The organism is Streptomyces novaecaesareae (assembly GCF_000716875.1).
GTDB lineage: Bacteria > Actinomycetota > Actinomycetes > Streptomycetales > Streptomycetaceae > Kitasatospora > Kitasatospora novaecaesareae.
Genome location: NZ_JNWQ01000014.1, coordinates 54,358 through 77,290, shown reverse-complemented (window position 1 = coordinate 77,290; position 22,933 = coordinate 54,358). Strand labels below are relative to the sequence as shown.

Here is a 22,933-nt window from a genome sequence, read left to right as displayed (position 1 = left end):
CCGATGAGCAGCGCGGTGACTCCCGTCCCGGACGACGCGGACCGGGCGGTACGGGCCGAGGCCGACCGACTGGCCGCCTCCGGCACCGACCGCCCCGGGCCCTACCTGATCGGCGTGCGCCACCACGCGCCGTCCCTGAGCGCGGTCGTCCCCGCGCTGCTCGACGCCGCCCGGCCGGAGGCGGTACTGGTCGAACTCCCCGCCGAGTTCCAGCCCTGGCTCGGCCTGCTCGCGGACGAGGCGACCGAAGCCCCGGTCGCCCTGGCCGCCGCCCCGGCCGGGCCCGAGGAGGCGGGCGGGCCCGCCTTCTACCCCTTCGCCGACTTCTCCCCGGAACTCGCCGCCCTGCGGTGGGCCCGGCGCAACGCAGTGGAGGCCATCGCCTGCGACCTCCCGCTCGCCCACCGCACCACCCGAGTCGGGCACGGGCGGCCGGGCGGTGACGAGACGTCCGGCGCGGCCGCGGCACCCGGCGTCGCCGACGCGCTGCGCCACCGCCTCACCGGCCGCGACTCCGACGAGGATCTGTGGGACCGGCTGGTCGAGACCGCCGCACCCGGCTCCACCCCGGAAGCCGTCCGGCGCGCCGCCCTGCTCGTCGGCTGGGCGCTGCGCCATGACGCCGAGGGCGGCCCCGGCGTCGACCCGTACGACCTGCGCCGGGAGGCCTGGATGCGCGCCCGCATCCGGGCCGCCTCGGCCGGCGGGCGCCGGGTCGCCGCCGTGGTCGGCGCCTTCCACGCCCCCGCCCTGCTGGACGCGGCGCCCCTCGCCGGCGATGAGCCGCCGCCCCCGCCCGGCCCCGGCCACGTCCTCTCCCTGATCCCGTACACCTACCCGCTGCTCGACGCCCGCTCCGGCTACCCGGCGGGCATCCGCGACCCGGAGTGGCAGCACGCCGTCCTCGACGCCGGCGGCGACCCGGAACGCCTCGCCGAGGCCCTCACCACCACCGCCGTCCGGATCTGCGCCGCCCTGCGCACCCAGGACCACCCCAGCGGCCCGGCCGACGCCCGCGAGATCGTCCGCCTGGCCGGCGACCTCGCCCGACTGCGCGGCCACGCCGCCCCCGGGCGCGGCGAACTGATCGAGGCGGTGCAGACCGTCCTCGCCCAGGGCGAACCGCTCGGCCGCGGCCGGGCCGTCGCCCGCGCCCTCGAACAGGTCCTGATCGGCACCCGCACCGGCCGCCCCACCCCCGCCGCCCCGCGCAGCGGACTCGCCCCCGCCGTCGAGACCCTGCTCGCCGACCTCGGCCTGCCCGGCCCCGCCGACCCCGGCCCCCGCGACCTGCGCCTCGACCCGCTGCGCAGCCCCCTCGACCGCCGCCGCGAGATCCTGCTCCACCGCCTCGCCGCCTGCGAGGTCCCCTACGCCGAGCCCGTCGCCACCACCGGCGCCGGCGGCACCGAAACCCTCGGCACCCGCTGGCGCCTCCACTGGACGCCCGCCACCGCCGCCATGCTCACCGTCGCCGGCACCCGCGGCGTCACCCCCGCCCAGGCCGCCGAAGGCGCCCTGCGCGCCCGCCTCACCGACCACCCCACCCCGCGCGAAACCATCGACGGCCTCACCGCCGCCGCCTCCTGCGCGCTCCCCGCCCTCACCGAGACCCGCCTCGCCCAACTCACCACCACCCTCCCCACCTCGGCCACCCTCCCCGAGCTCCTCGAAGCCCTCTCCCTCCTGGACCGCCTCACCGCCGGCCACTTCCCCGGCTACACCCCCACCGGGGAGCGCAAGGGCCACGGCGGCGCACAACAGCCGCCAACCCGGCCTGGGGACAGGGGAACTGCGGCACCCGCCCCGGACGCCCCGGACGCCCCGGCACCCGGTGGCGGCAGGTGCTCGGCCGGCTCCGCCGGGACCGCCGCGCAGGATGTTCCCGGCGGCCCCACAGCTCTCCCGGCCGCCGGTCCGGTCGACGCCGTGCCCTCCGTCGCACCGGCCCCTGCCCGCCCGGCCGGCGCCGTCCAGCCGCCCGTCGACGAGGCCGCACCACCGGGGTCGGCCGTGCCCGCGCCCGGCATGGCCGTCGTCGGCGCTGGCTCCGAGCCCGGCGTCGCCGATGCCCCGGCGGGGCCGTTGGCAGCGGCCGGGGAGGTTCTGACGGTCGCCGCGGTGCGGCAGTTGGAGGGGCTGGGCGGGTCGGACGATCCGCAGGACGCGCGGGCGTTGGTGGAGCTGGTACGGCGGACGGACCGGCTGGGCGGGGTGCGGCTGGCGTACGCCCTGGCCGGACTCGCCGAGCGGGGCAGCCCGTTGGTGCGGGGTGCGGCCGGTGCGGTGCGGGTGCTGCTCGGGCAGGAGCCGGCCGGGGAACTGGGCGGTCGGGCGGCCTCGTGGGTGGACGGCGCGACCGGCCCCGAGGCGCGGCATGCGCTCGGACGGGCGCTGGTCGGGTTGCTGACGGCGGCGGAAGGGCTGTTCGACTCCGCGCCGGAGGCGCTGGAACCGGTGCTGGAGCGGGTCACCTCGCTGCCGGACGGCGCCTTCCTGGACCGGCTGCCCGCACTGCGCGGCGGCTTCGACACGCTCAGCCCGGCCGCCCGCGACCGGCTGCTGACGCTGGTCGAGGAGCGCCTGGGCGCCCGGCTCACCGCGCTGCCCGAGGAGGCCGGCCCCGCCGTGGTCGCCGGCTGGGTACGGGCGGATCTCGCCGCCCGCGCGGCGCTGGCCCGTCGCGGCCTGCTGCCCACGGCACCCCCGCCCGCCGAGCCTTTCCCGCCCGCCGAGCCGGCCTCGATCGCGCGGCTCGCCCCCGAGGTCGCACGCCCGGCGGCCGGCCACACCCTCGCGCCCGCCGAACGCTGGCGGCTGCTCCTCGGCCGCCCCGGCAGCGGCGGCCTGAGCGGCCGCGGGGCCCGACTCGCCACCGCCTTGGACGAGTTGTACGGCAGCGGCCACGGCGAGGGCTCCGGCCCGGGCCTGGGGAGCCGGGGGAGCCGCGGCGGCCGCGAGGCGCCCTATCCCGGCGTGCGCGAGTGGGCGGAGGAGCTGGAGTCGCTGTTCGGGCCGGGCGTTCGGGAGGAGGTGCTGGCCGCCGCCGTCGCGCAGGGCCGCACCGACGTCCTGGAGGCGATCGACCCGTCCGCCGTCCGCCCGTCCGTCGACCTCCTGCGCTCCGTACTGGAGCACGCGGGCGGCCTGCCCGAGGCCAGGGTGGCCCGGCTGCGCCCGCTGGTGCGGCGCCTGGTGGAGGAGCTGACCCGTGAGCTGGCGTCCAGGCTGCGCCCGGCGCTGACCGGGATCTCCGTGCCGCGCCCGTCCCGCCGCCCGGGCGGTCGGCTGGACCTGGACCGGACGATCCGGGCCAACCTCGCCACCGCCCGTCCCTCGCCGGAGGGCGGCACGCTGATCGTGCCGGAGCGCCCGGTGTTCCGGACCAGGGCGCAGCAGGCCAACGACTGGCGGCTGATCCTGGTCGTGGACGTCTCCGGGTCGATGGAGGCCTCCACGATCTGGGCGGCGCTGACGGCCTCGATCCTGGCCGGGGTGCCCTCGTTGAGCACCCATTTCGTGGCGTTCTCCACTGAGGTCCTCGATCTGACGGAGCGGGTGGAGGATCCGCTGAGCCTGCTGCTGGAGGTCAGGGTCGGCGGTGGCACCAGCATCGCGAGCGGGCTGCGCTACGCGCGGGAGCTGGTGACGGTGCCGTCCCGCACGCTGGTCGTGGTGGTGAGCGACTTCGAGGAGGGCGGGCCCGTGGCCGGGCTGTTGGCCCAGACCCGGGCGCTGGTGGACTCGGGCGTGCACGTGCTCGGCTGCGCGGCGCTGGACGACACCGGGACGGCCCGCTATTCGAAGGCGGTCGCGAGCCGGCTGGTCGCGGCCGGCATGCCCGTGGCGGCGTTGAGCCCGCTGGAACTGGCCCGCTGGGTGGGGGAGAAGGTGCGATGAGCGTGACTGCGCGGACGAACGACTGGCCGGGTGTACGGCCGGAGGTGGTCGCCGAGGTGGTGGCCGGGCTGAGCGCCAGGCTGCAGAAGCGGTTGGACGGTGCGGCGGCGAAGCTGGCGGAGCGTCCGGTCTCGCGTGACGGTGACGAGTGGCGGGTGGAGGTGGACGAGGAGACGGTGCTCGTCCTGCGTGCCCCGGGCGGGGTGGTCGCCGACCCGGCGGACGTCCGCTGCGGCTGTCTGCTCGCCCCGGCCTGCGTGCACCGGGCCGCCGCCGTCACCCTCTGCCCGCTCGCCGAGGCGACGGACCTGACGGAGGCCCCCGCACCCCCTGCAGCCCCGGAAGGCCCGGCAGCCCCCGAAACGGCGGAGGCACCGCCGCCCGCCGCGCACACCGCTGCCGCGCTCACTGCTGCCGCACTCTCCGCCGCCGAGCTTGCCGCCGCCCGGCACCTGCACCGGGCCGCGGCCACCGTGCTGGCCGCCGGAGTGGGCGGCGCGGGCGCCGTCGTCCAGGCGGAGCTCCTGCGTGCCGCCCACCGGGCCCGGCTCGCGGGCCTGTACCGTCCGGCCGCGGCGGCCGTCGCCGTGGTGGTGCGGGTCCGGGCGGGGCGGTCCGGTGCCCCCGACCACCGGCTTGCGGACCTGGTGGCCGGCCTGCGCGAGCTGCTCGGCCTCACCGCCGCGCTGACCGGCGGCACTGGCACCGGCACCGATACCGGCACCGGTCCGGTCGCGGAGCTGCGCGGCACCGCGCGCCAGACCTACCGGGAGGAGGGCGGCCTGCGGCTCTACGGGCTGTTCGCCGAGCCGGTGCTGACGGCCACCCACGCGGGCGCGGTCAGCTGGGCGGTGGATGCCGACGGGCGGCTGAGCACGATCGCCGAGGTGATGCCGCACGAGGACGCGGCGGCGGCCGCGCCGCAGGCGGTCGGTGGCGGCAACCGGACGGTCCGGCTGGGCGACACCGCGCTCAGCCACCGAGAGTTCAGCCGCGCCGGGCTGGCCGTCCAGGGCGCGACCAGGTCCGCCACCGGCCGGTTGGGCGCCGGTGCCGCGGTCCGGGCGGTCCGCGCGGCGGGCGCGGCGTGGACGGCGGAGCCGGCGGCCCGACTCTGGTCCGTCCCGGCGTCCGCCCAGGTGGCGCGGGCGCTCGCGGCGCAGGACCTGCCGTACGAGAGCCGCCCGGCGGGGAGCGACCTGCTGTTCCTGGACGTCACGTTGCTGGGCCCCGCCCCGACCGGCCCGGGCGGGGCGCGGCAGCTGCTGGCGCGGTGCCGGGAGGGCGGCCCGGTGCTCGCCCTGCGCGCGGCGCACGAGCACCCCGAGCTGCCCTTCCGGGCGAACCTCGCACTGCTCGCCACCGCGCCCGGCCTGCGGCTGCGGGTGATCGGCCGGTTGGAGCGCGCGGACCGCCCGGAGCTGCGGCTGCTCGCGCTCGGCTCGCCCCCGGACGCCCCCGAGCCGCTCGCCCTCCCCGCCGACCGGGCGGGCCGGGTCAACCTCGGCCTCGAACGCCTCCAGACCGCCGACCTCCGCCCCGTCGACCTCCATACCGCCGACCTCCATACCGCCGACCTTCCGGCCCCCGAACCGGCCCCCGGCAGTCCGGGGCTCCCCGACAGCCCGGGGCTCCCCGACAGCCCGGGGCTCCCCGAACCGTACGGTCCGCCCGTCCACGTGCTGGGCCGCCGGGTGGAACAGACCGTCACCACCGGCCGGCACGCCCTCGCCCCGGGCGGGGCCGGGGCGGCGGCCGACCGCGTCCTGCTGCGCGCCGCCGGGCTGGCCACCGCCGCCGAACTGTTGGACGGCCTGCGGGCCGCCGCGGCGAACCAGCGGCGCGACGTGTTCGGTCGGATCGTCGCGGACGACCACGAGGCCTTCGCCGCCGCCTGGTTGGCGGCCGCCTGGTACACCGAGGAGCTGGCCACGGCGCTGTGCGCGGCGGCCTGGACCGGGGAGGGGTGAACCATAAGGCGAACTATTTGCAGGGTCTGGTAGTCCGCGCCGACTGGCATACTTGCGGGGAGGAAGACCCCGAACACGCAGTGCGGCGGAAGGGAAAGCGCGCCATGGGAATCCGCGACGACGCGGCCGAGGTCCGGGCCCGTGGCTGGCGCACGCTCGCCGCGCTGCACGGGATGATCGACACCGCGCTGGAGAAGGCGCTCCAGGCCGAACACAAGCTCTCGGTGGTCGAGTACACGGTGCTGGACGCGCTCTCGCGCCAGGACGGCTGGCACATGCGGATGCAGCAGCTGGCCCGTGCGGCGGCGCTGAGCAGCAGCGCGACCACCCGGCTGGTGAGCCGCCTGGAGGACCGGGGCCTGCTGAGCCGCTACCTCTGCGCGGACGACCGGCGCGGCATCTACACCGAGCTGACCCAGGAGGGCCGCGCCCTGTTGGCGGCCGCCCGCCCGGTGCACGACGCCGCCCTGGAGTCGACCCTGGCCCAGGCCACCGAGGTCCCCGAGCTGGCCCCGCTGGTCGGTTCGCTCGCGGTGCTCGACCCGGCGCACACCTGAGCGCTGAGCACCGAGCGCTGAGCACCGAGCGCTGAGCACCGAGCGCCGAGCGCTCAGCGCCGGCCGGCGGCCAGGGCGTCCCGGTGCACCCGGTCGAGCAGGGCGAGCAGCAGCTCCTTGCTGGACGCCCGGTCCCGGACGTCGCAGAGCACGACGGGGACCTCCGGGCCGAGGTCGAGGGCGCGCCGGACCTCCTCCGGGGTGGCATCGCGGCGGCCGTGGAAGCAGTTGACGCCGATCGCGAACGGGATGCCGCGCTGCTCGAAGAAGTCCACGGCGGCGAAGCTGGATTCCAGCCGCCGGGTGTCGGCGAGGATGATCGCCCCGAGGGCGCCGAGTGCGAGGTCGTCCCACATGAACCAGAACCGGAACTGCCCCGGGGTGCCGAAGAGGTAGAGCACCAGGTCCTCGCGGACGGTGATCCGCCCGAAGTCCATGGCCACCGTGGTGGTGGACTTGTCCTGGACGCCGTCGAGGCTGTCGACCCCGATGCTGGCGCGGGTCATCCGTTCCTCGGTCTGCAGCGGTTCGATCTCGCTGACCGAGCCGACCATGGTGGTCTTCCCGACGCCGAAGCCGCCGGCGACGAGGATCTTGACCGCGCCCGGCACCAGGCTCTGGGTCGTCAATTCGGGTCTCCTGGAAGGGGATCGGGGAGAACAGGGGGGCAGGGGGAGCAGGCAGGGCAGCGCGGGCGGGCCCGCCGGTCAGAGCCGGCGGACGCCCTCGATCACAGCCTGGATCAGCGAGATGTCCGGCGCCTCGGCCAGCTGGACCGGGGCGCGGGTGAGGATCAGCCGGGCCTCGGCCAGGTCGTCCAGCAGCACCTTGACCACGCTGACCGGGAGGTCGAGCGTGGCCGCGATCTCGGCCACGGCCAGCGGGCGTTCGCGGCACAGGTCGATGATCGCGGCCGGTTCGGGCGAGAGCCGGGTGGTGTCGGTGCGCGGGTCGGCGGTGACCACCAGGGTGATCAGCGCGAACCCGTCACGGATCGGGCCGGTGCGCCCGTTGGTGATCGCGTAGGGGCGGACCAGGTGGCCGGCGTCCTTGTCGTAGAACCAGCCCTCGTCGGCGTCGGCGGTGGTCACGCACCGCCACCCTCGCCGACCTGGCCGGCGTCGCTGCGCGGCGCCGCGGTGAGGTACTGGCCGACCTGCTTGACCAGCATGTTGATCTCGTAGGCCATCAGCCCGGCGTCCACCTGCTCGCTGGTGAGGACGGCGAGCCGGGCGCCCTGCCCGGCGGTGGTGACGAACAGGAACAGCTGGTCCATCTCGACCACGGTCTGCCGGACCCGACCGCCGTTGAAGCGGTGCCCGACGCCGCGGGCCAGGCTCTGCAGGCCGGAGGCGACGGCGGACAGGTGCTCGGCGTCGGCCCGGTCGAGGCCCTGGTCCATGCCGACCAGCAGGCCGTCCTCGGACAGGACGATGGCGTGCTGGGTCTCGGGTACCCGCGCGACCAGCTGGTCCAGCAGCCAGTTGAGGTCGCGCTGGGCTTCGGTGTGCTGCGTCATCACTGCTGTTCCTTGGCTTCCTGAGCGGCGGAGGCTTCCTGAGCGGCGGAAGGCACGGCCGGGGTGCGGGGGGCGGTGGGCGAGGTGGGGGCGCCCGGTTTGGTGCCGGCCGCGCGGGCGGTCCGGGTGCCGCGCTGGATGGCGGCCATGGTGGCGCGGGAGCGCTGCGGCGAGGGGTCCTCGGCGTCGGCGTCGGCGCCGCCGTACCGGGGCGCAGTCGGCGTGGCCGGTGCGGCGGGCACCGAGCCGGGCGCCGCCGTGGCGGGGTAGCCGGCGGACGGCGGCAGCATGGCGCCGGGCGCGTGGGCCTCGCGGAGCTGCTCGGCGAGGCTGGCGTTGCGGACCCGCTGCGGCAGGACCCGCGGGGTGCGCAGCTCGCCGTCCGGCCCGTGCTCCACGCGGTCCTCCTGCGGGCGTTCGTGGGTGGGGGCGGAGCGGTCGGCGGAGATCCCGTCGAAGGGCACCGCGGCCGGCTCGGCCGGGAGGTCGGCGCCGCGGCGGCCCGCCGTCGCAGTGTCGAGCGCACCACCGAGCGGAGCGCCGAGCGGACCGCTGCCCGGACCCTCCGCCGGGGCATCGCCCGGGAGGTCGTACGGGCGCGGCAGGCTGGGCCTGGGAACGACCACGGCACCGGGCAGTCCGGGGATCTGCGCACCGACCGGCAGGCCGCCGTTGGCGGGCGTGGCCGCTCCGCCCTCCGGGAAAGCACCCTCCGGGAAACCACCCTCGGCGAAACCGCCCTCCGGGAAACCAGCCCCCGCGAGCCCGCCGTCCGGCAGGAGACCGTCCGCGGGCGACAGGCCGAGCAGCTCGCCGGTGATCACCCCACCGTCGGCCGCACCCGCCCCGCCCGGCGCGGCAGCGCCCTCGCCCGGCGGCGTCTCCGGCCCGCCGGGCCCCGCCGGGCCGGAGCCCAGCAGCCCGCTGAGCACCCCGGCCAGCGCCCCCGACAGCTCCTCGTTCCCGTCCCCGAGGTCCCCGAGCTCCCCGGGGTCCCCGCCCTCCGCCGCCCGGGCCTCGGGCACCGGGGTCCGGGTGACGCGGGCGCCGGACGGCAGTCCGGGCACCGTGGCCGGCTGCTCGGGCTGCTCCAGCAGCACCGAGGGCACCAGCACCACGGCCCGGGTGCCGCCGTACGGCGAGGGCCGCAGGGTGACCTGGATGTCGTGCCGGGCGGCCAGTCGCGCGACGACGAACAGGCCGAGCCGCAGGTCGTCGCCGAGCGCGGAGACGTCCAGCTCGGGCGGGTTGGCCAGGTACTCGTTGAGCCGCTCGTACTCCTCCTGGTTCATGCCGAGGCCGCGGTCCTCGACCTCGACGGCCAGCCCCTTGGGCACCTCCTGCGCGGAGACCTGCACCTGGGTGTACGGCGGGGAGAAGGTGGTGCCGTTCTCGATCAGTTCGGCGATCAGGTGGATCACGTCGGCGACGGCCTGCCCGCTGAGCGAGGCGCGGGGCACGCCCTGGACGACGACGCGGGCGTAGTTCTCGGTCTCGGAGACGGCGCTGCGCAGCACGTTGACCACGGGGACGGCGTTGCGCCAGCGGCGGGCGGGCAGCGCGCCGCCGAGGATGACGAGGTTCTCGGCGTTGCGCCGCATCCGGGTGGCCAGGTGGTCGACGGCGAACAGCTCGCGCAGCAGCTCGGGTTCCTCGTGCTCGCGCTCCAGCGCGTCCAGCATGCTGATCTGCCGGTGGATCAGGATCTGGGTGCGGCGGGCGATGTTGAGGAAGACCTTCTTCGTCCCCTCGCGGCCCTGGGCCTGGTGGACGATGGCGGCGACGGCGGCCTGGCGGACGGCGGCGAGGCCGTCGGCGGTCTGCTGGACCTCGTCGCCGGGCCGGCGGGACGGCGCCCAGGCCGGCGGGGTGGGTACCGGTTCCCCGGCGCGCAGCCGCCCGACGACCTCGGGGATCTCCTGCTGGGCGAGCGAGAGGGTGTCGGCGCGCAGTCCGGACAGCCGGCCGGAGAGCGCCCGGGCGGCCCGGATGCCGCGGGTCAGGCTGACCAGTAGGACGAGGGCGACGACCGCGGTGCCGGCCACCAGCGCGGTGCGCTGTCCGGCGTCGCGCAGCAGGTAGGCGGCGTAGCCCCAGGCGGCGGCGAGGCCCAGGCTGGGGACCAGGACGAGGGCGAGGAGCGAGCTGCGGAGGGAGCCGGACCGGCCGGCGCGGTGGCCCGTGCGGGGGGCCGATATGCCTGGCATCTGATTCCTTGGTGCAGGGCCGAGTTGCAGGCCGGGTCTCGGTTCCGAACGGCGGGTCGGCCCGTGTGGCCCGGACGGGCTTCGGGCGCCGAGGCCGGGGTCGCCGGACGGGGTGACGCGGTGTCACCGTCCGGGCGGGTGCAGCCAGGGCCGCCGACGGCAGGAAACCTATCAGTCCCAGGTGCCCTCATTGCAACATCAACTGACGATATGTAAACGGCTGATGGCCTCGGACGGCCCTGCCGCCCGGAGCGTGCTCCGCCGCATCGCAGCAGCTCAGAGCCGTCGGCACGATGGACCGACGGCTCTCCGGGAGGCGGGTGCGCCTCCCGGAGAGCCGTCAGGAACAGGTCAAAACGCTGGTGTGCGGAAGGGCCGCCGGATCAGCTCGCCAGCGGTATCGGCACCACCCGCGCGGTCTTTTCCCCCCGGCGCCCGGTCTCCAGGTGGTTGAGCTCGGTCCACGCCCAGCTCGCCAGGTCGGACAGTTCGGCCGACCACTGCTTGCCGTAGGTGCCCGAGGCGACCTGGCCGAGCCGCAGCCGCTGGACGTCCGAGGTGCCGGCCGGGGCGTAGATGTGGGTGGCGTCGCGCAGGTAGCGGATGATGTTGAACTCCTCCTGCGTGCCGCGGGCGGCCAGGATCTCCATCGCGGTGCGCGCCGAGTCCATCGCGTACTCGGTGTTGACGAGCTTGGCGTTCATCAGCTCGGCGTCGCAGGGCTTGCCGTGGTCGAGCAGGTGCGACGCGTGGTACGCGGCGAGCTTGGCGGTCATCAGCTTGGACTGCATCTCGCCCAGCTTCAGCGCGACGCTGTTGAGTTGGTTGAGCGGCTTGCCGTACAGCACCCGCTCCTCGGCGTAGCGCACGACGTCCTCGACGATCGCGACGTGGATGCCGAGCGCGACGGCGCCCAGGTTGAGCCGGCCGTACAGGGTGGAGGAGGAGTAGGCGACGTCGAGCCCCTGCCCTTCCTTGGCCAGCCGGTTGGCGGCCGGTATGCGGCAGTCCTCGAAGACCAGCTCGCCGAAGCTGAAGCCGTGCAGGCCGCCCTGCGAGCCGAGTTCACCGGCCCGGAAGCCGGGGCGGTCGCTCTCCACCAGGAAGGCGGACAGGCCCTTGCTGCCCTTGCCGGTGCGGAAGACCACGCCGTGGACGTCGCCGATGTGGGAGTTGCCGACGAACCACTTGCGTCCGTTCAGCACGTACTCGTCGCCCTCGCGGCGGGCGGTGCCGGTCATGCCGAGCACGTGGCCGCCCGACTCCGGTTCGGTGACCGCGATGGTCGGCAGGGACTCGCCCGAGGCGAACTTCGGCAGCCATTGGCGACGCTGGGCGTTCGAGCCGAAGTGGAGGACCTTCGCGACGCCGAGCTGCGAGGCCTGGGCCATGGCGCCCATCGCGCCGCTGACCCGGGCCAGTTCCTCCACGATGATGGTCTTGCCGAGATGACCCAGTCCCAGGCCGCCGAACTCCTTGGGGATGGTCACACCGATCCATCCCCGGCGGGCGATCTCCCGCGAGAGTTCGAACTCGACCTTCCGGTCGGCCTCCATCCTGGCCACCTGAGGACGCACTTCCTTCTCCGCGAACTCACGGACCTCCGCCCGGAGGCTCTCGTGGCGCTCGTCGGTGAAGTAGTCCATCGCCATGCTGGGGTCCTCTCGTTGCAGTGGTGTCGTGCCTCCGTTCGCGCCGTCGATGCCGCTCCGCCCGCCCCCCTGAGGGATGGGTGGGGTGTGGAGGTGGCGGCCGATCGCCCCCGTGCAATCGGTGTATGCGGACCTTGGGACGGACCCCTCCCTGGGAAGGGGAATGCCGTCCCTGTCTTCGGCAGGGCTCATTGTCGTATGTGAATACCCCCAGCACGCCTAGCTGATCTTGGATTGGCGGGATTCGGCGCCCCCTGATCGCCCGCGGGTTTCGCCTGCGCACCGGGTGGGAAATGATCTTCCCCCGCTTCGTGACCCCGGTGAGCGGCCGCTCACATGCTGCTTTGGCTGTTCATCGGCAAGAGCGGTGGCCGGTGCCGGTAGCACCGAACGGCCCGGATGTCTGATTACATGTGCGCCATGACTGATGTGATGAGCACTCAAGGCCAGTTCCCGGGTGCCGCCGGGGAGTCCGAGCGGACTCGCAGGCTGCGCAGCCTGGGTCTCAACGAACCCTCCGCGGACGAGGCCTTCGACCGCTTCGCGCACCTGGCAGCCAGCATCACCCGCGCTCCCATCGCGATGGTCAACTTCATCAACGACGAGCGCCAGATGTTCCGGGGGCTCTACATTCCGCCAAACTCGACCGAGACCGCGGCCGAAGAAGGCGCCTCCTGGGCGGATCGGGGCATCGCCTTCGACCTCCCCACCCGGCAGATGCCGATGAGCCACGGCTTCTGCCCGCACGTGGTCGCCCAGCGCTCGCCCCTCGCCCTGGACGACATCCTCGCCTACCCCCGGTTCGCCGGTAACCCGGTCGTGGACGAACTCGGCGTCCGGGCCTACCTCGGCGCCCCCCTCGTCGACGACACCAACACCGTCATCGGCACCGTCTGCGTCCTCGACCGGGAACCCCGGCAGTGGGGGCGCGAGCGGCTGCGCGACATCCAGCACCTCGCCGAGGCGCTGCTCTCCGAGATCCGGCTGCGCGACAACCTGCTCGCCCAGCAGCAGGAGATGTTCGCCGCCTTCGACGGCTCCCCGTTCCCCATCATGCTGACCGACGGCCCCGGCCAGGAGATCCGCTACGCCAACGCCCAGCACGCCGAGACCTTCGGCGCCCCGGTGGCGTACGGCTCGATCGGCACGGCCTACCCGCAGCTCGGCGTGGCCGGCCTCCAGCAGGCCGTCTCCGAGGCGTACCGCACCGGCCGCGCCACCGTCCTCAACGACGTCCGGGTGCAGAACACCCGCCCCGACGCCCAGCGCATCCAGCAGATCTTCAGCTTCACCTGCACCCCGCTGCGGACCGCGCGCACCGGCCAGGTCAACGGTGTCCTCACCGTCGGCATGGACGTCACCGCCCAGTCCCGCACGGAGGAGGAGCTCGGCACGCTGGCCGCACTGCTGGTGGACCGGCTGCAGCAGAACGGCACCGCGACCGCGACCGGCCGCCCGGGCATCGCCGGCGGGTCCGGACTCGTCCTGCCGAGCTGAGCCGCCGACCCGCCGCCCGCACGCGGCACCGCGGACGCGGTCGCCGGCACCACCACCCGTACCGTCCACCACCGTGGCGGGGCGCCTCTCACCCCCGAGGAGAGGCTCCCCGCCACGCTGCCGTCCGGGGGCCCGGCGGTCGGGGCGGCGCCCGGGCCGCGTTCCGAAACCGTTCCGAAGACGTTCCGAAGAACTTCCGGAGGCGTTCGGATCACGTTCAGGCCGCGTTCGGGCTGCGTTCCGACGCCGGCCCGGCCGCGTTCCGGCCGTACGGCGCAGCGCAGTTCGGCCGGGCCGAGCGGGTGAACCGTCCGCCGACCGCGCTCCGGCCGGGCCCGCCCGCGGGGCCGCGGTGGTAGGCATGGGCGGCATGGACTGGTTCGCCGCCCCCGACTACTGGCTGAGCCGGCTGCTCGTCCAACGCCTGCTCGCCGTCATCTACCTGATCGGATTCCTCGACGCGGCCGCGCAGTTCCGCGCACTCATCGGCGAGGACGGCATGCTGCCGGTGCCCCGCTTCACCGCCCGCGTCACGTTCCGTCAGGCACCCGGCCTCTTCCACCTCCACTACAGCGACCGCTTCTTCGCCGCCGTCGCCTGGAGCGGCGCCGCCCTCGCCGCCGCCGTCGCGGCCGGGCTCGGCGACGCCGTCCCGCTCTGGGCGTCGATCCTGCTGTGGGCGGTGCTCTGGGTCCTCTACCTCTCCATCGTCAACGTCGGGCAGACCTGGTACTCCTTCGGCTGGGAGTCCCTGCTGCTCGAAGCGGGCTTCCTCGCCGCCTTCCTGGGCACCGCCGACACCGCACCGCCCACCGCGGTGCTGTGGCTGATGCGCTGGCTGGTGTTCCGGGTCGAGTTCGGCGCCGGGCTGATCAAACTGCGCGGCGACAGCTGCTGGCGCGACCTGACCTGCCTGCGCTACCACCACGAGACCCAGCCGATGCCCGGCCCGCTCAGCTGGTTCTTCCACCACCTGCCCGACCGGCTGCACCGGGTCGAGGTCGCGGCCAACCACTTCGTCCAACTCGTCGTACCGGTCTGCCTGCTGCTCCCGCAGCCCATCGCGAGCTACGCCGCCTGCGCCGTCATCGCCACCCAGCTGTGGCTCATCGCCTCCGGCAACTTCGCCTGGCTCAACTGGCTCACCGTCACCCTGGCACTCGCCGCCGTCCAGCCGGACCGCCTCGGCCTGCCCGTCCACGCCCGCGGCTACCCCGGCGCCCCGCTCTGGTACGAGGCGCTGGTCATCGCGCTGACCACGGCCGTCGTCGTCCTCAGCTACTGGCCGGTGCGGAACCTGGTCTCCCGCCACCAGGCCATGAACCGCTCCTTCAACCGGCTCCACCTCGTCAACACCTACGGCGCCTTCGGCAGCATCAACCGCCTCCGCCAGGAGGTCGTGGTCGAGGGCACCGACGAGGCCGTCCTCACCCCGCAGACGGTGTGGCGCGAGTACGGCTTCAAGGGCAAGCCCGGCGACGTGCGCCGCCTCCCGCGCCAGTACGCCCCCTACCACCTGCGGCTGGACTGGCTGATGTGGTTCGCCGGCATCTCGCCGGGCTACGCCCGACCCTGGTTCCTGCCCTTCGTCGCCCGCCTGCTGGCCGGCGACCGGGCCACCCTGCGCCTGCTGCGCCACAACCCCTTCCCGGACGCCCCGCCGACCCACGTCCGGGCGACCCTCTACCTCTACCGGTTCACCGATTGGCGCGAACTGCGGGAAACCGGCGCGTGGTGGCACCGCACGGCGCTGAACGAGTACCTCGCTCCGGTCGACCTGCACGCCCTCGGTCGGGCCGGGTACCGGCCGCCGCTCGGCCGACCGCGCCGCAGCGCCCGCGAAATCCCCCTGGAGCGCCTGCGGCCCCCCGGCCGCCGCCCGGGTCCGCCCGGCCGACGGAGGCCCGGCCACCCGTCCGGACCAGCACCGGACCACCCGGGCGGGCCTCCCGAGTAGCGGCCAGGCGGGCGGTATGGGATACGACATCGGCCCGTCGGGGCGGTGGGTGCGTGCAAGGCTCGAACGGGCACCCGTATTCTGGGCCTCCACAACCGGCAGCCCGAGCGCGCGCCCCCTCGCCCCGCCCCCGGGGCACCCCGCGCAACCGGTCCGCCGCCCCCTCGTCGCCAGCCCCGCCGTCGTCGCCCAGAACCGGACCTCACATGACAGTGCTTCACTCGCGCAACGCCGACGCAGCCGACCCGGTGGACGTCGCCGACGCCGCAGACGTCAAGGACTCCCAGGACGCCGCCGCGGAGCCCGACCTCCGCGAGGACCTCGGCCGCTACGCCGAACTCGGGGCCTTCACGCTCGACGCCGACACCCACGCCTGGTACGCGGCCGTCGACACCGTCGCCACCCCCGAGGACGCCCGCGCCGCCTCCACCGCGCTCGCCGAACTGCGCGGCCGCGACCTCCAGCAGACCTGGGAGGCCGTCACCGCCCTGGCCGCCGAGGTCAAGCTGGACGAACCGGACACCGTCGCCAAGGCCGCGCTCCTGGTCGAGATGCTCCACCGGGTGCACCGCACCTCCGCGACCCTCACCACCGCCGCCTACGACGCCGACCTCGGCGCCCTCGCCGCCGCCACCGCCGACAGCGCCTGGCGCCGCGAGAACGGCGTCAAGCTCTCGTGGCTGCGCGGCCGCTCGCTGCGCAAGCAGGCCACGGCCCTGGCCACCGACCGCCGCATCCGCCGCGAGGACCTGCACGAGGCTCTCACCTCCGCCGAGATCGAGCGCCGCGCCTGGGCCGCCCTCGCCCCGGCGGGCACCCTCCCGACGGTGCCCGCCGACGGCGCCCTGGTCGAGCACACCGCCCAGGCCTTCGAGGCGATCAACACCGGCCTGCGTGACCTCGCCCGCCTGCTGCCCGAGCACGACCTGGACGGGCTGTCCTTCGCCGAGCTGATCGACCTGGTCGAGCGGCTCGCCTCCGACGAGGGCACCCTTTACCGCCTGCCCACCATCCGCGGCCTGCGCGCCGCCCTGGAGGAGGCCGGCCTCGGCGACCTGCTCACCGAACTCGCCGCCGCCAAGGCCGACCGCCGTGCCGCCGAGGCCGCGTACACGGCCCGCCAGGCGCTGGCCGGCGGGCAGCGGGACGGGCTGGCGGAGAAGGCCCCCGCCGAGGAGACCCCCGCCGAGGAGGCGGCGGTCGACGAGGCCGAGGTCGGCGAGGCGCCGGTCGAGGACGTGGCCGGTGAGCAGCTGGCTGCGGAGGAGTCGGACGCGGTGGAGTCGAGCGCGGAGGTGCCGGGCTCGGAGGTGTCGGGCTCCGAGGCTTCGGACGCCGAGGCCGAGGCCGCGGCCCGTCAGGCGCTGGCCGGTGGGCAGCGGGACGGGCTCGTGGAGGAGGTCCCGGTCTCGGTGACGGCTCCGGTCGAGGACGCCATCGAGGCGGAGGCCGCCGTCGAGGCCGAGCCTGAGGCTGAGGCGGCGTCGGGTGTGGACGCGGAGGCCGTCGTCGCCGAGTCGGTCGCGGTGGAGGAGGAGCTGACGGAGGAGGACGCCCCGGCAGCGGTGGTCTCCCTCCCCGCGCCCTCCCCGGCCGCCGACGACCTGGTCGCGGCCGCGACCGCCGCCCTGGCCGAGGCCGCAGCGGCGGACGAGGTCGTGGCGGAGATGGTTGAAACCGCCGTCGAGGTCGAGGAGCCCGCTGCCGAGGCTGAGGTTTCGGAGGAGCTCGCCGTCGAGGTGGACGAGGTCGTCGCCGTGGCGGAGACGGCCGAGACCGTCGTCGAGGTCGAGGAGTCCGCTGCCGAGGCCGAGGTTTCGGAGGGGCTCGCCGTCGAGGTGGACGAGGTCGTCGCCGAGGCGGAGACGGGTGAGGCCGAGATCGTTGAGGCGGCCGTTGACGCCGAGCCGATGGTTGAGGCCGAGGCTGAGCCCGCCGTCGAGCCCGAGGCCGTAGTCGAGGAGCCGGTCGCCGAGGTGGCCGAACCGGCTGCCGACGTCGAGCCGGTGATCGAGGCCGAGCCCGCTGCCGTCGCCGAGGAGCCCGCCGAGGAGCCTGCCGTCGAGGTGGAGGCCCCGGCTGTCGAGGCCGAGGTCGCCGAGGAGCCGACCGCCGAGGCCGAGCCGGTGGCCGAGCCCGAGCCCGTCGTCGAGCCCGAGGCCGTTGCGGACGAGGCCCCCGCCGTGGAGCCCGAGCCTGCCGTCGAGCCCGAGGCCTCCGTCGAGCCCGAGGCCTCCGAGGAGGCTGCCGCCAGTCCCGCGAAGCCGGACTTCACGCCCGGCCGTCCGGTCACCGCCTACTCGGCCGATGAGCTGCTCGCCGTCGTGCGGTGGGTGGACGGCGACGGTGTCGAGCGGTCGGAGGAGGAACTGCTGCGGGCGGCCATGAAGGAGCTGGGCTTCGCCCGCCTCGGCCCGCGCATCAAGGAGGCGCTGGGCGCCGCCGTCTCCGCCGCGCGCGGCTGACGGGGGGACACCCGCCGGACGGACGGGGCCCGGGACGCGATCGCGTCCCGGGCCCCGTCGTGTTCCGGAGGCTTCGGTCAGCCTGCCTTGTTCCAGGGCTGGCCGGACATCAGCGCCTTGACGTTGGCGACGTACCCCGGGTTGGGGATGGAGAGGCTGCCGACGACCTCGCCCGTGGTCGGGTCGGTGACGGCGTTGTAGTGCACGTTGCCCGCGCCCGCGTTGTACGCGGAGATGACCAGGTCGAGCAGCGGCGTCTTGCCGGTGGCCGGGTCGGGGGAGAGGTCGTACTTCCCGCCGAAGGAGGAGTCGCCGTAGTAGGCGACGAGCCAGTCGAGCAGCTGGGTGCCGAGCTGGACGTTCCCGGCGAGGGTGTTGGCGTCCGAGGTGGTGCCGAACTTGCCGTTCATCCAGCCGATGGTGTTCGGCATGATCTGCATGGTGCCGATCCCGCCGTCGCAGGCGAGGATGCCGGACTGCCAGCCGCTCTCCTGCCAGGCGACGGCCTTGACCAGGTTGACGGGCAGCGGCGGGAGCTGGTCGGTGCCACCGCTGCTCAGCTTGAGCGTCCGGGACTGGCCGGCGGCCGTGGTGAGCGCTGTGCCGACGGCCTCCTTGGGGTCGTCCGGCCGGGGTTTGCTGGGCGTGCAGCCGCTCTGCAACGGCGGCACGTGCGGGGTCGGCGGCGCGGGCGGCGGCGGGGGTGCGACCGGGCCGGGCTTGGCGGTCGGCACCGGGGCCACCACGACGGGCTTGGCGACCGGAGGCTGGGTGGTCAGCCCGGCGGGCAGGTTGCCGCCGCCGGGCTTGGCGGCGGTGCCGGGCGGGGTGCTCGGCGCGGCGGGCTTGGCCGACCTGCCCGGGCCGGCGCTCGGGCTCTGCGAGGCACCGGGGCTTGCGCTCGTGCTCGTGCTCGCCGGGGCGGTCGGGCTCGGGGTGCTGCCGGCGGACGGGCTCGCGCTCGGCGAGTCGGTCGGCGCGGCGTCGACGGCCACCGGGCTGTTGCCCGCTCCCGCGTTCTGGTGCCTGTCGGCGTGTTCGGTGCCGCAGCCCGCCAGGACGGCGGTCGACACGGCGGCGGCGGACACCAGGACCAGTGTCCGCCGGGTGGTGCTCAGTCTCATCTGTGGGCCCCCCGCTTGTCACCGGCAGTCCCGGTGAGTGGCGGTCATCCTACGAGGTGCCGGTCCGGCCTTGTACGAACGGGTGACCGATCGCCTGCCGCAGGACGGCGGGGGCGGTGACGAGGGACGGTCCGTACCAGGTCAGGTGCCGTCCGCTGACCAGGGCGACGGGTGTGCCCGGGAACGCCTCGGGGCCGTCCTCGGCGGTGAAGTGGTACGGCTCGTCCGGTAGTACGACCAACTCCGGCCGGGTGGCCAGCAGTTCGGGCAGCGGCACGGCGGGGTAGCGCTCGGGGTGGTCGGCGTGGACGAGCCGCAGGCCCAGGCGGCGCAGCAGGTCTCCGGCGAAGGTGTCGCGGCCGAGGACCATCCACGGGCGGCGCCAGATCGGCACGACGGCCCGTGGGCCTGCCTGCGGACTCCGGTCGTCCGCCCGGCCGGCCTCGGTCGGGGCCCAGGCCGCCTCCGCCTCGTCCAGCCAGGCGGGGCGCGGGAGTCGGCAGGCGGTGGTCAGCAGCCGGTCCAGCGAGCGGAAGGCGTCGTCCAGGGTGCGGATGTCGGTGACCCACACCGGGACGCCGGCCGCCCGCAGCGCGTCGAGGTCGGGGCGCCGGTTCTCCTCGTCGTTGGCGAGGACGAGGTCCGGTTCGAGCGCGAGGACGCGCCGGACGTCGGGGTTCTTGGTGCCGCCGATCCGGGTGACGGCCAGGTCGGCGGGGTGGCTGCACCAGTCGGTGGCGCCGACCAGCAGCCCGGGCGCGGTCGCGGCGACCGCCTCGGTCAGTGAGGGCACCAGCGAGACCACCCGGCGGGGCGGGCGCGGCCCGAGCCGGACGGGCAGGTCGAGATCGTCGCGCGGGGACGTGCGATCGCGCGGGTCGGAGTCGTCGCGCGGGGCGGTGGGGTCGGCCATCCGCTCACCCTACGGCCGGAGCCGCGGGCCGTCCGGAAACCGGCCCCGGGTTCGCGAATCCGCGGGAACCCGCCGCCCGGGCCGTCCGACTACCTGGTCCGGGTCCGCAGCACGGGCCCCGAGCACGATCACCGACCAGGAGAGTTGTCATGCGCCCTCGCGTTGTCTGCGGAATCGCGGCCGCCGTCGCCCTGTTCGCCACGGCCTGCGGAAGCGGTGGCGGGGGTGGACAGGCTGCCACCGGCACCGGCACCGGCACCGGCACCGCCGGGGCCGCCCCGGCCGGCGCCTACCCGGTCAAGGTCGCCGACTGCATGGGCAAGGAGACCACCATCGCCAAGGCCCCCACGAAGATCGTCACCAGCAACGCGGCGAGCCTGGAGATGCTGCTGCGGCTCGGCGCCGGCGACCGGGTGATCGGCACCGGCTTCCCGCCCGGCAAGGGCACCCTGCCGGCGGACCTCGCCGAACAGGGCGGCAAGGTACCGGTGTTGGGGGAGAAGGTCATCCCCAAGGAGAAGCTGCTCGGCTCCGGCGCCGACCTCTACCTCGACACCTTCAGCGCGATGCCGATGATGGGCGGCGGCGCCACCGGGCCGAGCGAGGAGGAGTTCACAGCGGCCGGCATCCAGCACGTCTTCCTGCTCTCCACCGCCTGCTCCGGGACCCCGAAGGCCGCCAAGGCGCCGCGCACCGACCTCGCGGAGGTCGAGAACGACATCCGCCGCCTCGGAGCCGTCACCGGCACCGCCGCCCGGGCGGAGGAACTGGTCGCCGGGATGGAGAAGCAGGTCGGTGACGTCCGCACCGCGCTCGCCGGCGTCCCGGAGGGGCAGCGTCCCGGCTACTTCGTCTTCGACTTCGACGCCGGGACCAAGCAGCCGACGGCGGTCTGCGGCCGGCAGGTCGCCAACGCCGTCATCACCCTGGCCGGGGCCCGCAACGTGTTCGCCGACTGCGACGCCGACTTCAAGCCCGGCTCCTGGGAGGACGTCGTCGCGAAGAACCCGGACTGGATCCAGCTCGCCGTCCGCAACCGGGGCAGCGAGGAGGCCACCCGCAAGGCCTTCGACGACGCCGAGGCGTTCCTGCGGAGCTTCCCCGCGACCCAGGGCCTGAAGGCCGTCCAGGAAGGGCACTTCGTCCGGCTCGGCTCCGAGGTGACCACCATCGCGGGCGTGCGCAACGCCGACGCCGTCCGGCAGATCGCCGCGACCGTCCACCCCGACCTCGTCAAGAACGGGCAGTAGCACGTGACGTCGGCCGTCTCCGCCGAAGCCGAACCGTACGGCAAACCGCGCCCGGCCCGCACCCTGCGGGCCGGGCCGCTGGCCGCCGCACTCGCCGTGGCCCTGGTGCTCGCGCTGACCGCAGCCGTCTCCTTCGGCTCGGTGGACATCCCGCCCGGCGAGGTCTGGTCGGTGGTCGTCCACCACCTCACCGGCCGGGCCCCCGAACCCGGCACCCGCGACCTCATCGTCTGGCAACTGCGCGTCCCCCGCGCCCTGCTGGCGGCCGTGGTCGGAGCCGGGCTCGGCCTGGTCGGCACCGCGGTGCAGGCCCTGGTGCGCAACCCCCTCGCCGACCCGTACCTGCTCGGCATCTCCTCCGGTGCCTCCCTCGGGGCGGTCGCCACCATCGTCCTCGGCGCCACCCTCGGGCTCCAGCTCTCCTTCGGCAGCGCGCTCGGCCTCACCGTCTCCCTGGCGGCGTTCGCCGGCGCGCTCGCCGCGTTCTCGCTGGTCTGGCTGATGGCCCGGCGCGGCGGCGGCTTCTCCCCGCTGCGCCTGGTCCTCGCGGGCATCGGCATCGCCCAGTTCCTCGGCGGCGTCACCAGCTACCTCGTCCTGCAGACCAGCGACGAGCAGCAGACCCGGGGCGTGCTGTTCTGGCTCATGGGCAGCCTCGGCGGCGCCGTCTGGGCCCAACTCGCCATCCCCGCCGTGTCCGTGGCACTCGCGACGGCCCTGCTGCAGTCCCGCGCCCGGGGCCTCAACGCGATGCTGATGGGCGACGAGACCGCCGCCGGGCTGGGCGTGGACGTCGCCCGGCTGCGCCGCGAGGTGTTCGTCGTCACCAGCGTGCTCACCGGGGTGCTGGTCGCCGTCTCCGGCGCGATCGGCTTCGTCGGGCTGATGGTCCCGCACGTCTGCCGACTGCTCGTCGGCGGTGACCACCGGCGCCTGCTGCCGCTGTCCGCGCTCACCGGGGCGCTGCTGCTGGTCGTCGTCGACACCGTGGCCCGCACCGCCCTGGACGGCCAGGAACTGCCGATCGGCGTGGTCACCGCCGTCCTCGGCGCCCCCACCCTGCTCTACCTGCTGGACCGACGACTGGAGCGCAATTGAGGATCGCCGTCGAGGACCTGAGTGTCGCCCTGGCCGGAAGGACCGTGGTGGCCGGCGTCCACCTGGTCGCCGAGGAGGGGGAGATCGCCGGACTGGTCGGGCCCAACGGCAGCGGTAAGTCCAGCCTGCTGCGCACCGTCTACCGGCACCTGCGGCCGAGCGCCGGCCGGGTGCTGCTGGCCGGGCGGGACCTGGCGGAGCTGCGGCCCGCCCAGTCCGCCCGGCACATCGGCGCCCTGCCCCAGGAACGCGGCGGGGACTTCGAGTTGAGCGTCCGCGAGGTGGTCGCGATGGGGCGCACCCCGTACAAGCGCGCCTTCGCCTCCGACGACGCCGAGGACCACCGGGTCACCGCCGAGGCGCTGACCCGGGTCGGCATGGCGCACGCCGCCGACCGGCGGTTCGCCCGACTGTCCGGCGGCGAACGGCAACGGGTGCTGCTGGCCCGCGCGCTCGCACAGCAGCCGGACGTCCTGGTGCTGGACGAGCCGACCAACCACCTGGACGTCCGGCACCAGGTCGAACTCCTCGCCCTGCTCCGGGAACAGCGCCGCACCACCCTGGTCGCCCTGCACGACCTCAACGCCGCGGCCTCGGTCTGCGACCGGCTGCACGTGCTGCACCGCGGCGCCCTGGTGGCCTCCGGGGCGCCGCGCGAGGTGCTGACCTCGGAGCTGCTGGCGGAGGTCTTCGGGGTGCGGGCTGCGGTGGTCGAACACCCGCTCACCGGCGATCCGTTGATCGCCTTCGACCACCGCAGCCCGGCCGGCGTGGCTGCCGGCGCGGAGGCCGACGCTGAGGCCGCCGCCGTGGGGCGGTAGCCC

The 22,933-nt window shown here is 75.2% G+C and carries 16 protein-coding genes; 9 read left to right on the top strand and 7 right to left on the bottom strand.

All coding sequences use genetic code 11. The annotated features are described in order from the left end of the window. Positions 1-3 precede the first annotated feature (3 nt). The 3 genes from OP86_RS07720 (at position 4) to OP86_RS07710 (ending at position 6,427) form a co-directional block, all read left to right on the top strand. Positions 4-3,900, top strand: coding sequence for a vWA domain-containing protein (locus OP86_RS07720; protein ID WP_030254611.1), 3,897 nt, complete (start codon positions 4-6; stop codon positions 3,898-3,900). Beyond that, positions 3,897-5,870, top strand: coding sequence for a hypothetical protein (locus OP86_RS07715; protein WP_030254608.1), 1,974 nt, complete (start codon positions 3,897-3,899; stop codon positions 5,868-5,870). The genes OP86_RS07720 and OP86_RS07715 overlap by 4 nt, the downstream gene beginning before the upstream one ends. Before the next feature lie 104 nt (positions 5,871-5,974). Next, positions 5,975-6,427 (top strand): MarR family winged helix-turn-helix transcriptional regulator, encoded by a 453-nt coding sequence (locus OP86_RS07710; protein WP_030057875.1) that lies wholly within the window; start codon positions 5,975-5,977, stop codon positions 6,425-6,427. 53 nt (positions 6,428-6,480) lie between these two features. Here OP86_RS07710 and OP86_RS07705 read toward each other — a convergent pair whose 3' ends face one another. The 5 genes from OP86_RS07705 to OP86_RS07685 all read right to left on the bottom strand — a co-directional run bounded on the left by OP86_RS07705 (position 6,481) and on the right by OP86_RS07685 (position 11,805). Further along, positions 6,481-7,056 (bottom strand): GTP-binding protein, encoded by a 576-nt coding sequence (locus OP86_RS07705; RefSeq protein ID WP_030057874.1) that lies wholly within the window; start codon positions 7,054-7,056, stop codon positions 6,481-6,483. Between the two features lie 78 nt (positions 7,057-7,134). Continuing rightward, positions 7,135-7,518 carry a DUF742 domain-containing protein gene (locus OP86_RS07700; protein WP_030057873.1) on the bottom strand — a complete coding sequence of 128 codons (384 nt, stop codon included), beginning with the start codon at positions 7,516-7,518 and terminating at the stop codon, positions 7,135-7,137. After that, a complete protein-coding gene (locus OP86_RS07695) occupies positions 7,515-7,946 on the bottom strand; it encodes a roadblock/LC7 domain-containing protein (RefSeq protein ID WP_030057872.1) in 432 nt (143 codons plus the stop codon). The genes OP86_RS07700 and OP86_RS07695 overlap by 4 nt, the downstream gene beginning before the upstream one ends. Beyond that, a complete protein-coding gene (locus OP86_RS33425) occupies positions 7,946-10,153 on the bottom strand; it encodes a sensor histidine kinase (RefSeq protein WP_051829816.1) in 2,208 nt (735 codons plus the stop codon). The genes OP86_RS07695 and OP86_RS33425 overlap by 1 nt, the downstream gene beginning before the upstream one ends. A 383-nt stretch (positions 10,154-10,536) precedes the next feature. Next, a complete protein-coding gene (locus OP86_RS07685) occupies positions 10,537-11,805 on the bottom strand; it encodes an acyl-CoA dehydrogenase family protein (protein WP_063832320.1) in 1,269 nt (422 codons plus the stop codon). 420 nt (positions 11,806-12,225) lie between these two features. Here OP86_RS07685 and OP86_RS34250 point away from each other — a divergent pair, with 420 nt between their 5' ends. The 3 genes from OP86_RS34250 to OP86_RS33420 all read left to right on the top strand — a co-directional run bounded on the left by OP86_RS34250 (position 12,226) and on the right by OP86_RS33420 (position 17,724). After that, entirely contained in the window at positions 12,226-13,302 is a 1,077-nt protein-coding gene (locus tag OP86_RS34250) for a GAF domain-containing protein (protein ID WP_157849688.1), read from the top strand. Between the two features lie 370 nt (positions 13,303-13,672). Next, positions 13,673-15,259, top strand: coding sequence for a lipase maturation factor family protein (locus tag OP86_RS07675; protein WP_078588369.1), 1,587 nt, complete (start codon positions 13,673-13,675; stop codon positions 15,257-15,259). A gap of 206 nt (positions 15,260-15,465) precedes the next feature. Beyond that, entirely contained in the window at positions 15,466-17,724 is a 2,259-nt protein-coding gene (locus tag OP86_RS33420) for a hypothetical protein (RefSeq protein ID WP_157849687.1), read from the top strand. Between the two features lie 77 nt (positions 17,725-17,801). Here the strand turns inward: OP86_RS33420 and OP86_RS38690 are convergent, their stop codons facing one another. Then, positions 17,802-18,848: a transglycosylase SLT domain-containing protein gene (locus OP86_RS38690; protein WP_051829814.1), complete on the bottom strand. Its 1,047-nt coding sequence runs from the start codon at positions 18,846-18,848 to the stop codon at positions 17,802-17,804. Between the two features lie 49 nt (positions 18,849-18,897). Continuing rightward, positions 18,898-19,761: a helical backbone metal receptor gene (locus OP86_RS07660; protein ID WP_106973355.1), complete on the bottom strand. Its 864-nt coding sequence runs from the start codon at positions 19,759-19,761 to the stop codon at positions 18,898-18,900. Positions 19,762-19,910: 149 nt separating this feature from the next. On the opposite strand from OP86_RS07660, the gene OP86_RS07655 reads away from it, so the two are divergent. Genes OP86_RS07655 through OP86_RS07645 form a run of 3 tightly spaced genes read left to right on the top strand, consistent with a single transcriptional unit; the run spans position 19,911 to position 22,930 of the window. Further along, positions 19,911-21,011: an ABC transporter substrate-binding protein gene (locus OP86_RS07655; RefSeq protein ID WP_030057860.1), complete on the top strand. Its 1,101-nt coding sequence runs from the start codon at positions 19,911-19,913 to the stop codon at positions 21,009-21,011. Positions 21,012-21,014: 3 nt separating this feature from the next. After that, a complete protein-coding gene (locus OP86_RS07650; protein ID WP_033331269.1) occupies positions 21,015-22,109 on the top strand; it encodes a FecCD family ABC transporter permease in 1,095 nt (364 codons plus the stop codon). Beyond that, entirely contained in the window at positions 22,106-22,930 is an 825-nt protein-coding gene (locus OP86_RS07645) for an ABC transporter ATP-binding protein (protein WP_030254589.1), read from the top strand. The genes OP86_RS07650 and OP86_RS07645 overlap by 4 nt, the downstream gene beginning before the upstream one ends. Positions 22,931-22,933 lie beyond the last annotated feature (3 nt).

Excerpts from the sequence above, each read along its gene's own strand:
- OP86_RS07720 (WP_030254611.1), top strand. The coding sequence starts at position 4 with ATGAGCAGCGCGGTGACTCCCGTCCCGGACGACGCGGACCGGGCGGTA.
- OP86_RS07715 (WP_030254608.1), top strand. The coding sequence starts at position 3,897 with ATGAGCGTGACTGCGCGGACGAACGACTGGCCGGGTGTACGGCCGGAG.
- OP86_RS07710 (WP_030057875.1), top strand. The coding sequence starts at position 5,975 with ATGGGAATCCGCGACGACGCGGCCGAGGTCCGGGCCCGTGGCTGGCGC.
- OP86_RS07695 (WP_030057872.1), bottom strand. The coding sequence starts at position 7,946 with ATGACGCAGCACACCGAAGCCCAGCGCGACCTCAACTGGCTGCTGGAC.
- OP86_RS33425 (WP_051829816.1), bottom strand. The coding sequence starts at position 10,153 with ATGCCAGGCATATCGGCCCCCCGCACGGGCCACCGCGCCGGCCGGTCC.
- OP86_RS07685 (WP_063832320.1), bottom strand. The coding sequence starts at position 11,805 with ATGGCGATGGACTACTTCACCGACGAGCGCCACGAGAGCCTCCGGGCG.
- OP86_RS34250 (WP_157849688.1), top strand. The coding sequence starts at position 12,226 with ATGACTGATGTGATGAGCACTCAAGGCCAGTTCCCGGGTGCCGCCGGG.
- OP86_RS07675 (WP_078588369.1), top strand. The coding sequence starts at position 13,673 with ATGGACTGGTTCGCCGCCCCCGACTACTGGCTGAGCCGGCTGCTCGTC.
- OP86_RS33420 (WP_157849687.1), top strand. The coding sequence starts at position 15,466 with ATGACAGTGCTTCACTCGCGCAACGCCGACGCAGCCGACCCGGTGGAC.
- OP86_RS38690 (WP_051829814.1), bottom strand. The coding sequence starts at position 18,848 with ATGAGACTGAGCACCACCCGGCGGACACTGGTCCTGGTGTCCGCCGCC.
- OP86_RS07660 (WP_106973355.1), bottom strand. The coding sequence starts at position 19,761 with ATGGCCGACCCCACCGCCCCGCGCGACGACTCCGACCCGCGCGATCGC.
- OP86_RS07655 (WP_030057860.1), top strand. The coding sequence starts at position 19,911 with ATGCGCCCTCGCGTTGTCTGCGGAATCGCGGCCGCCGTCGCCCTGTTC.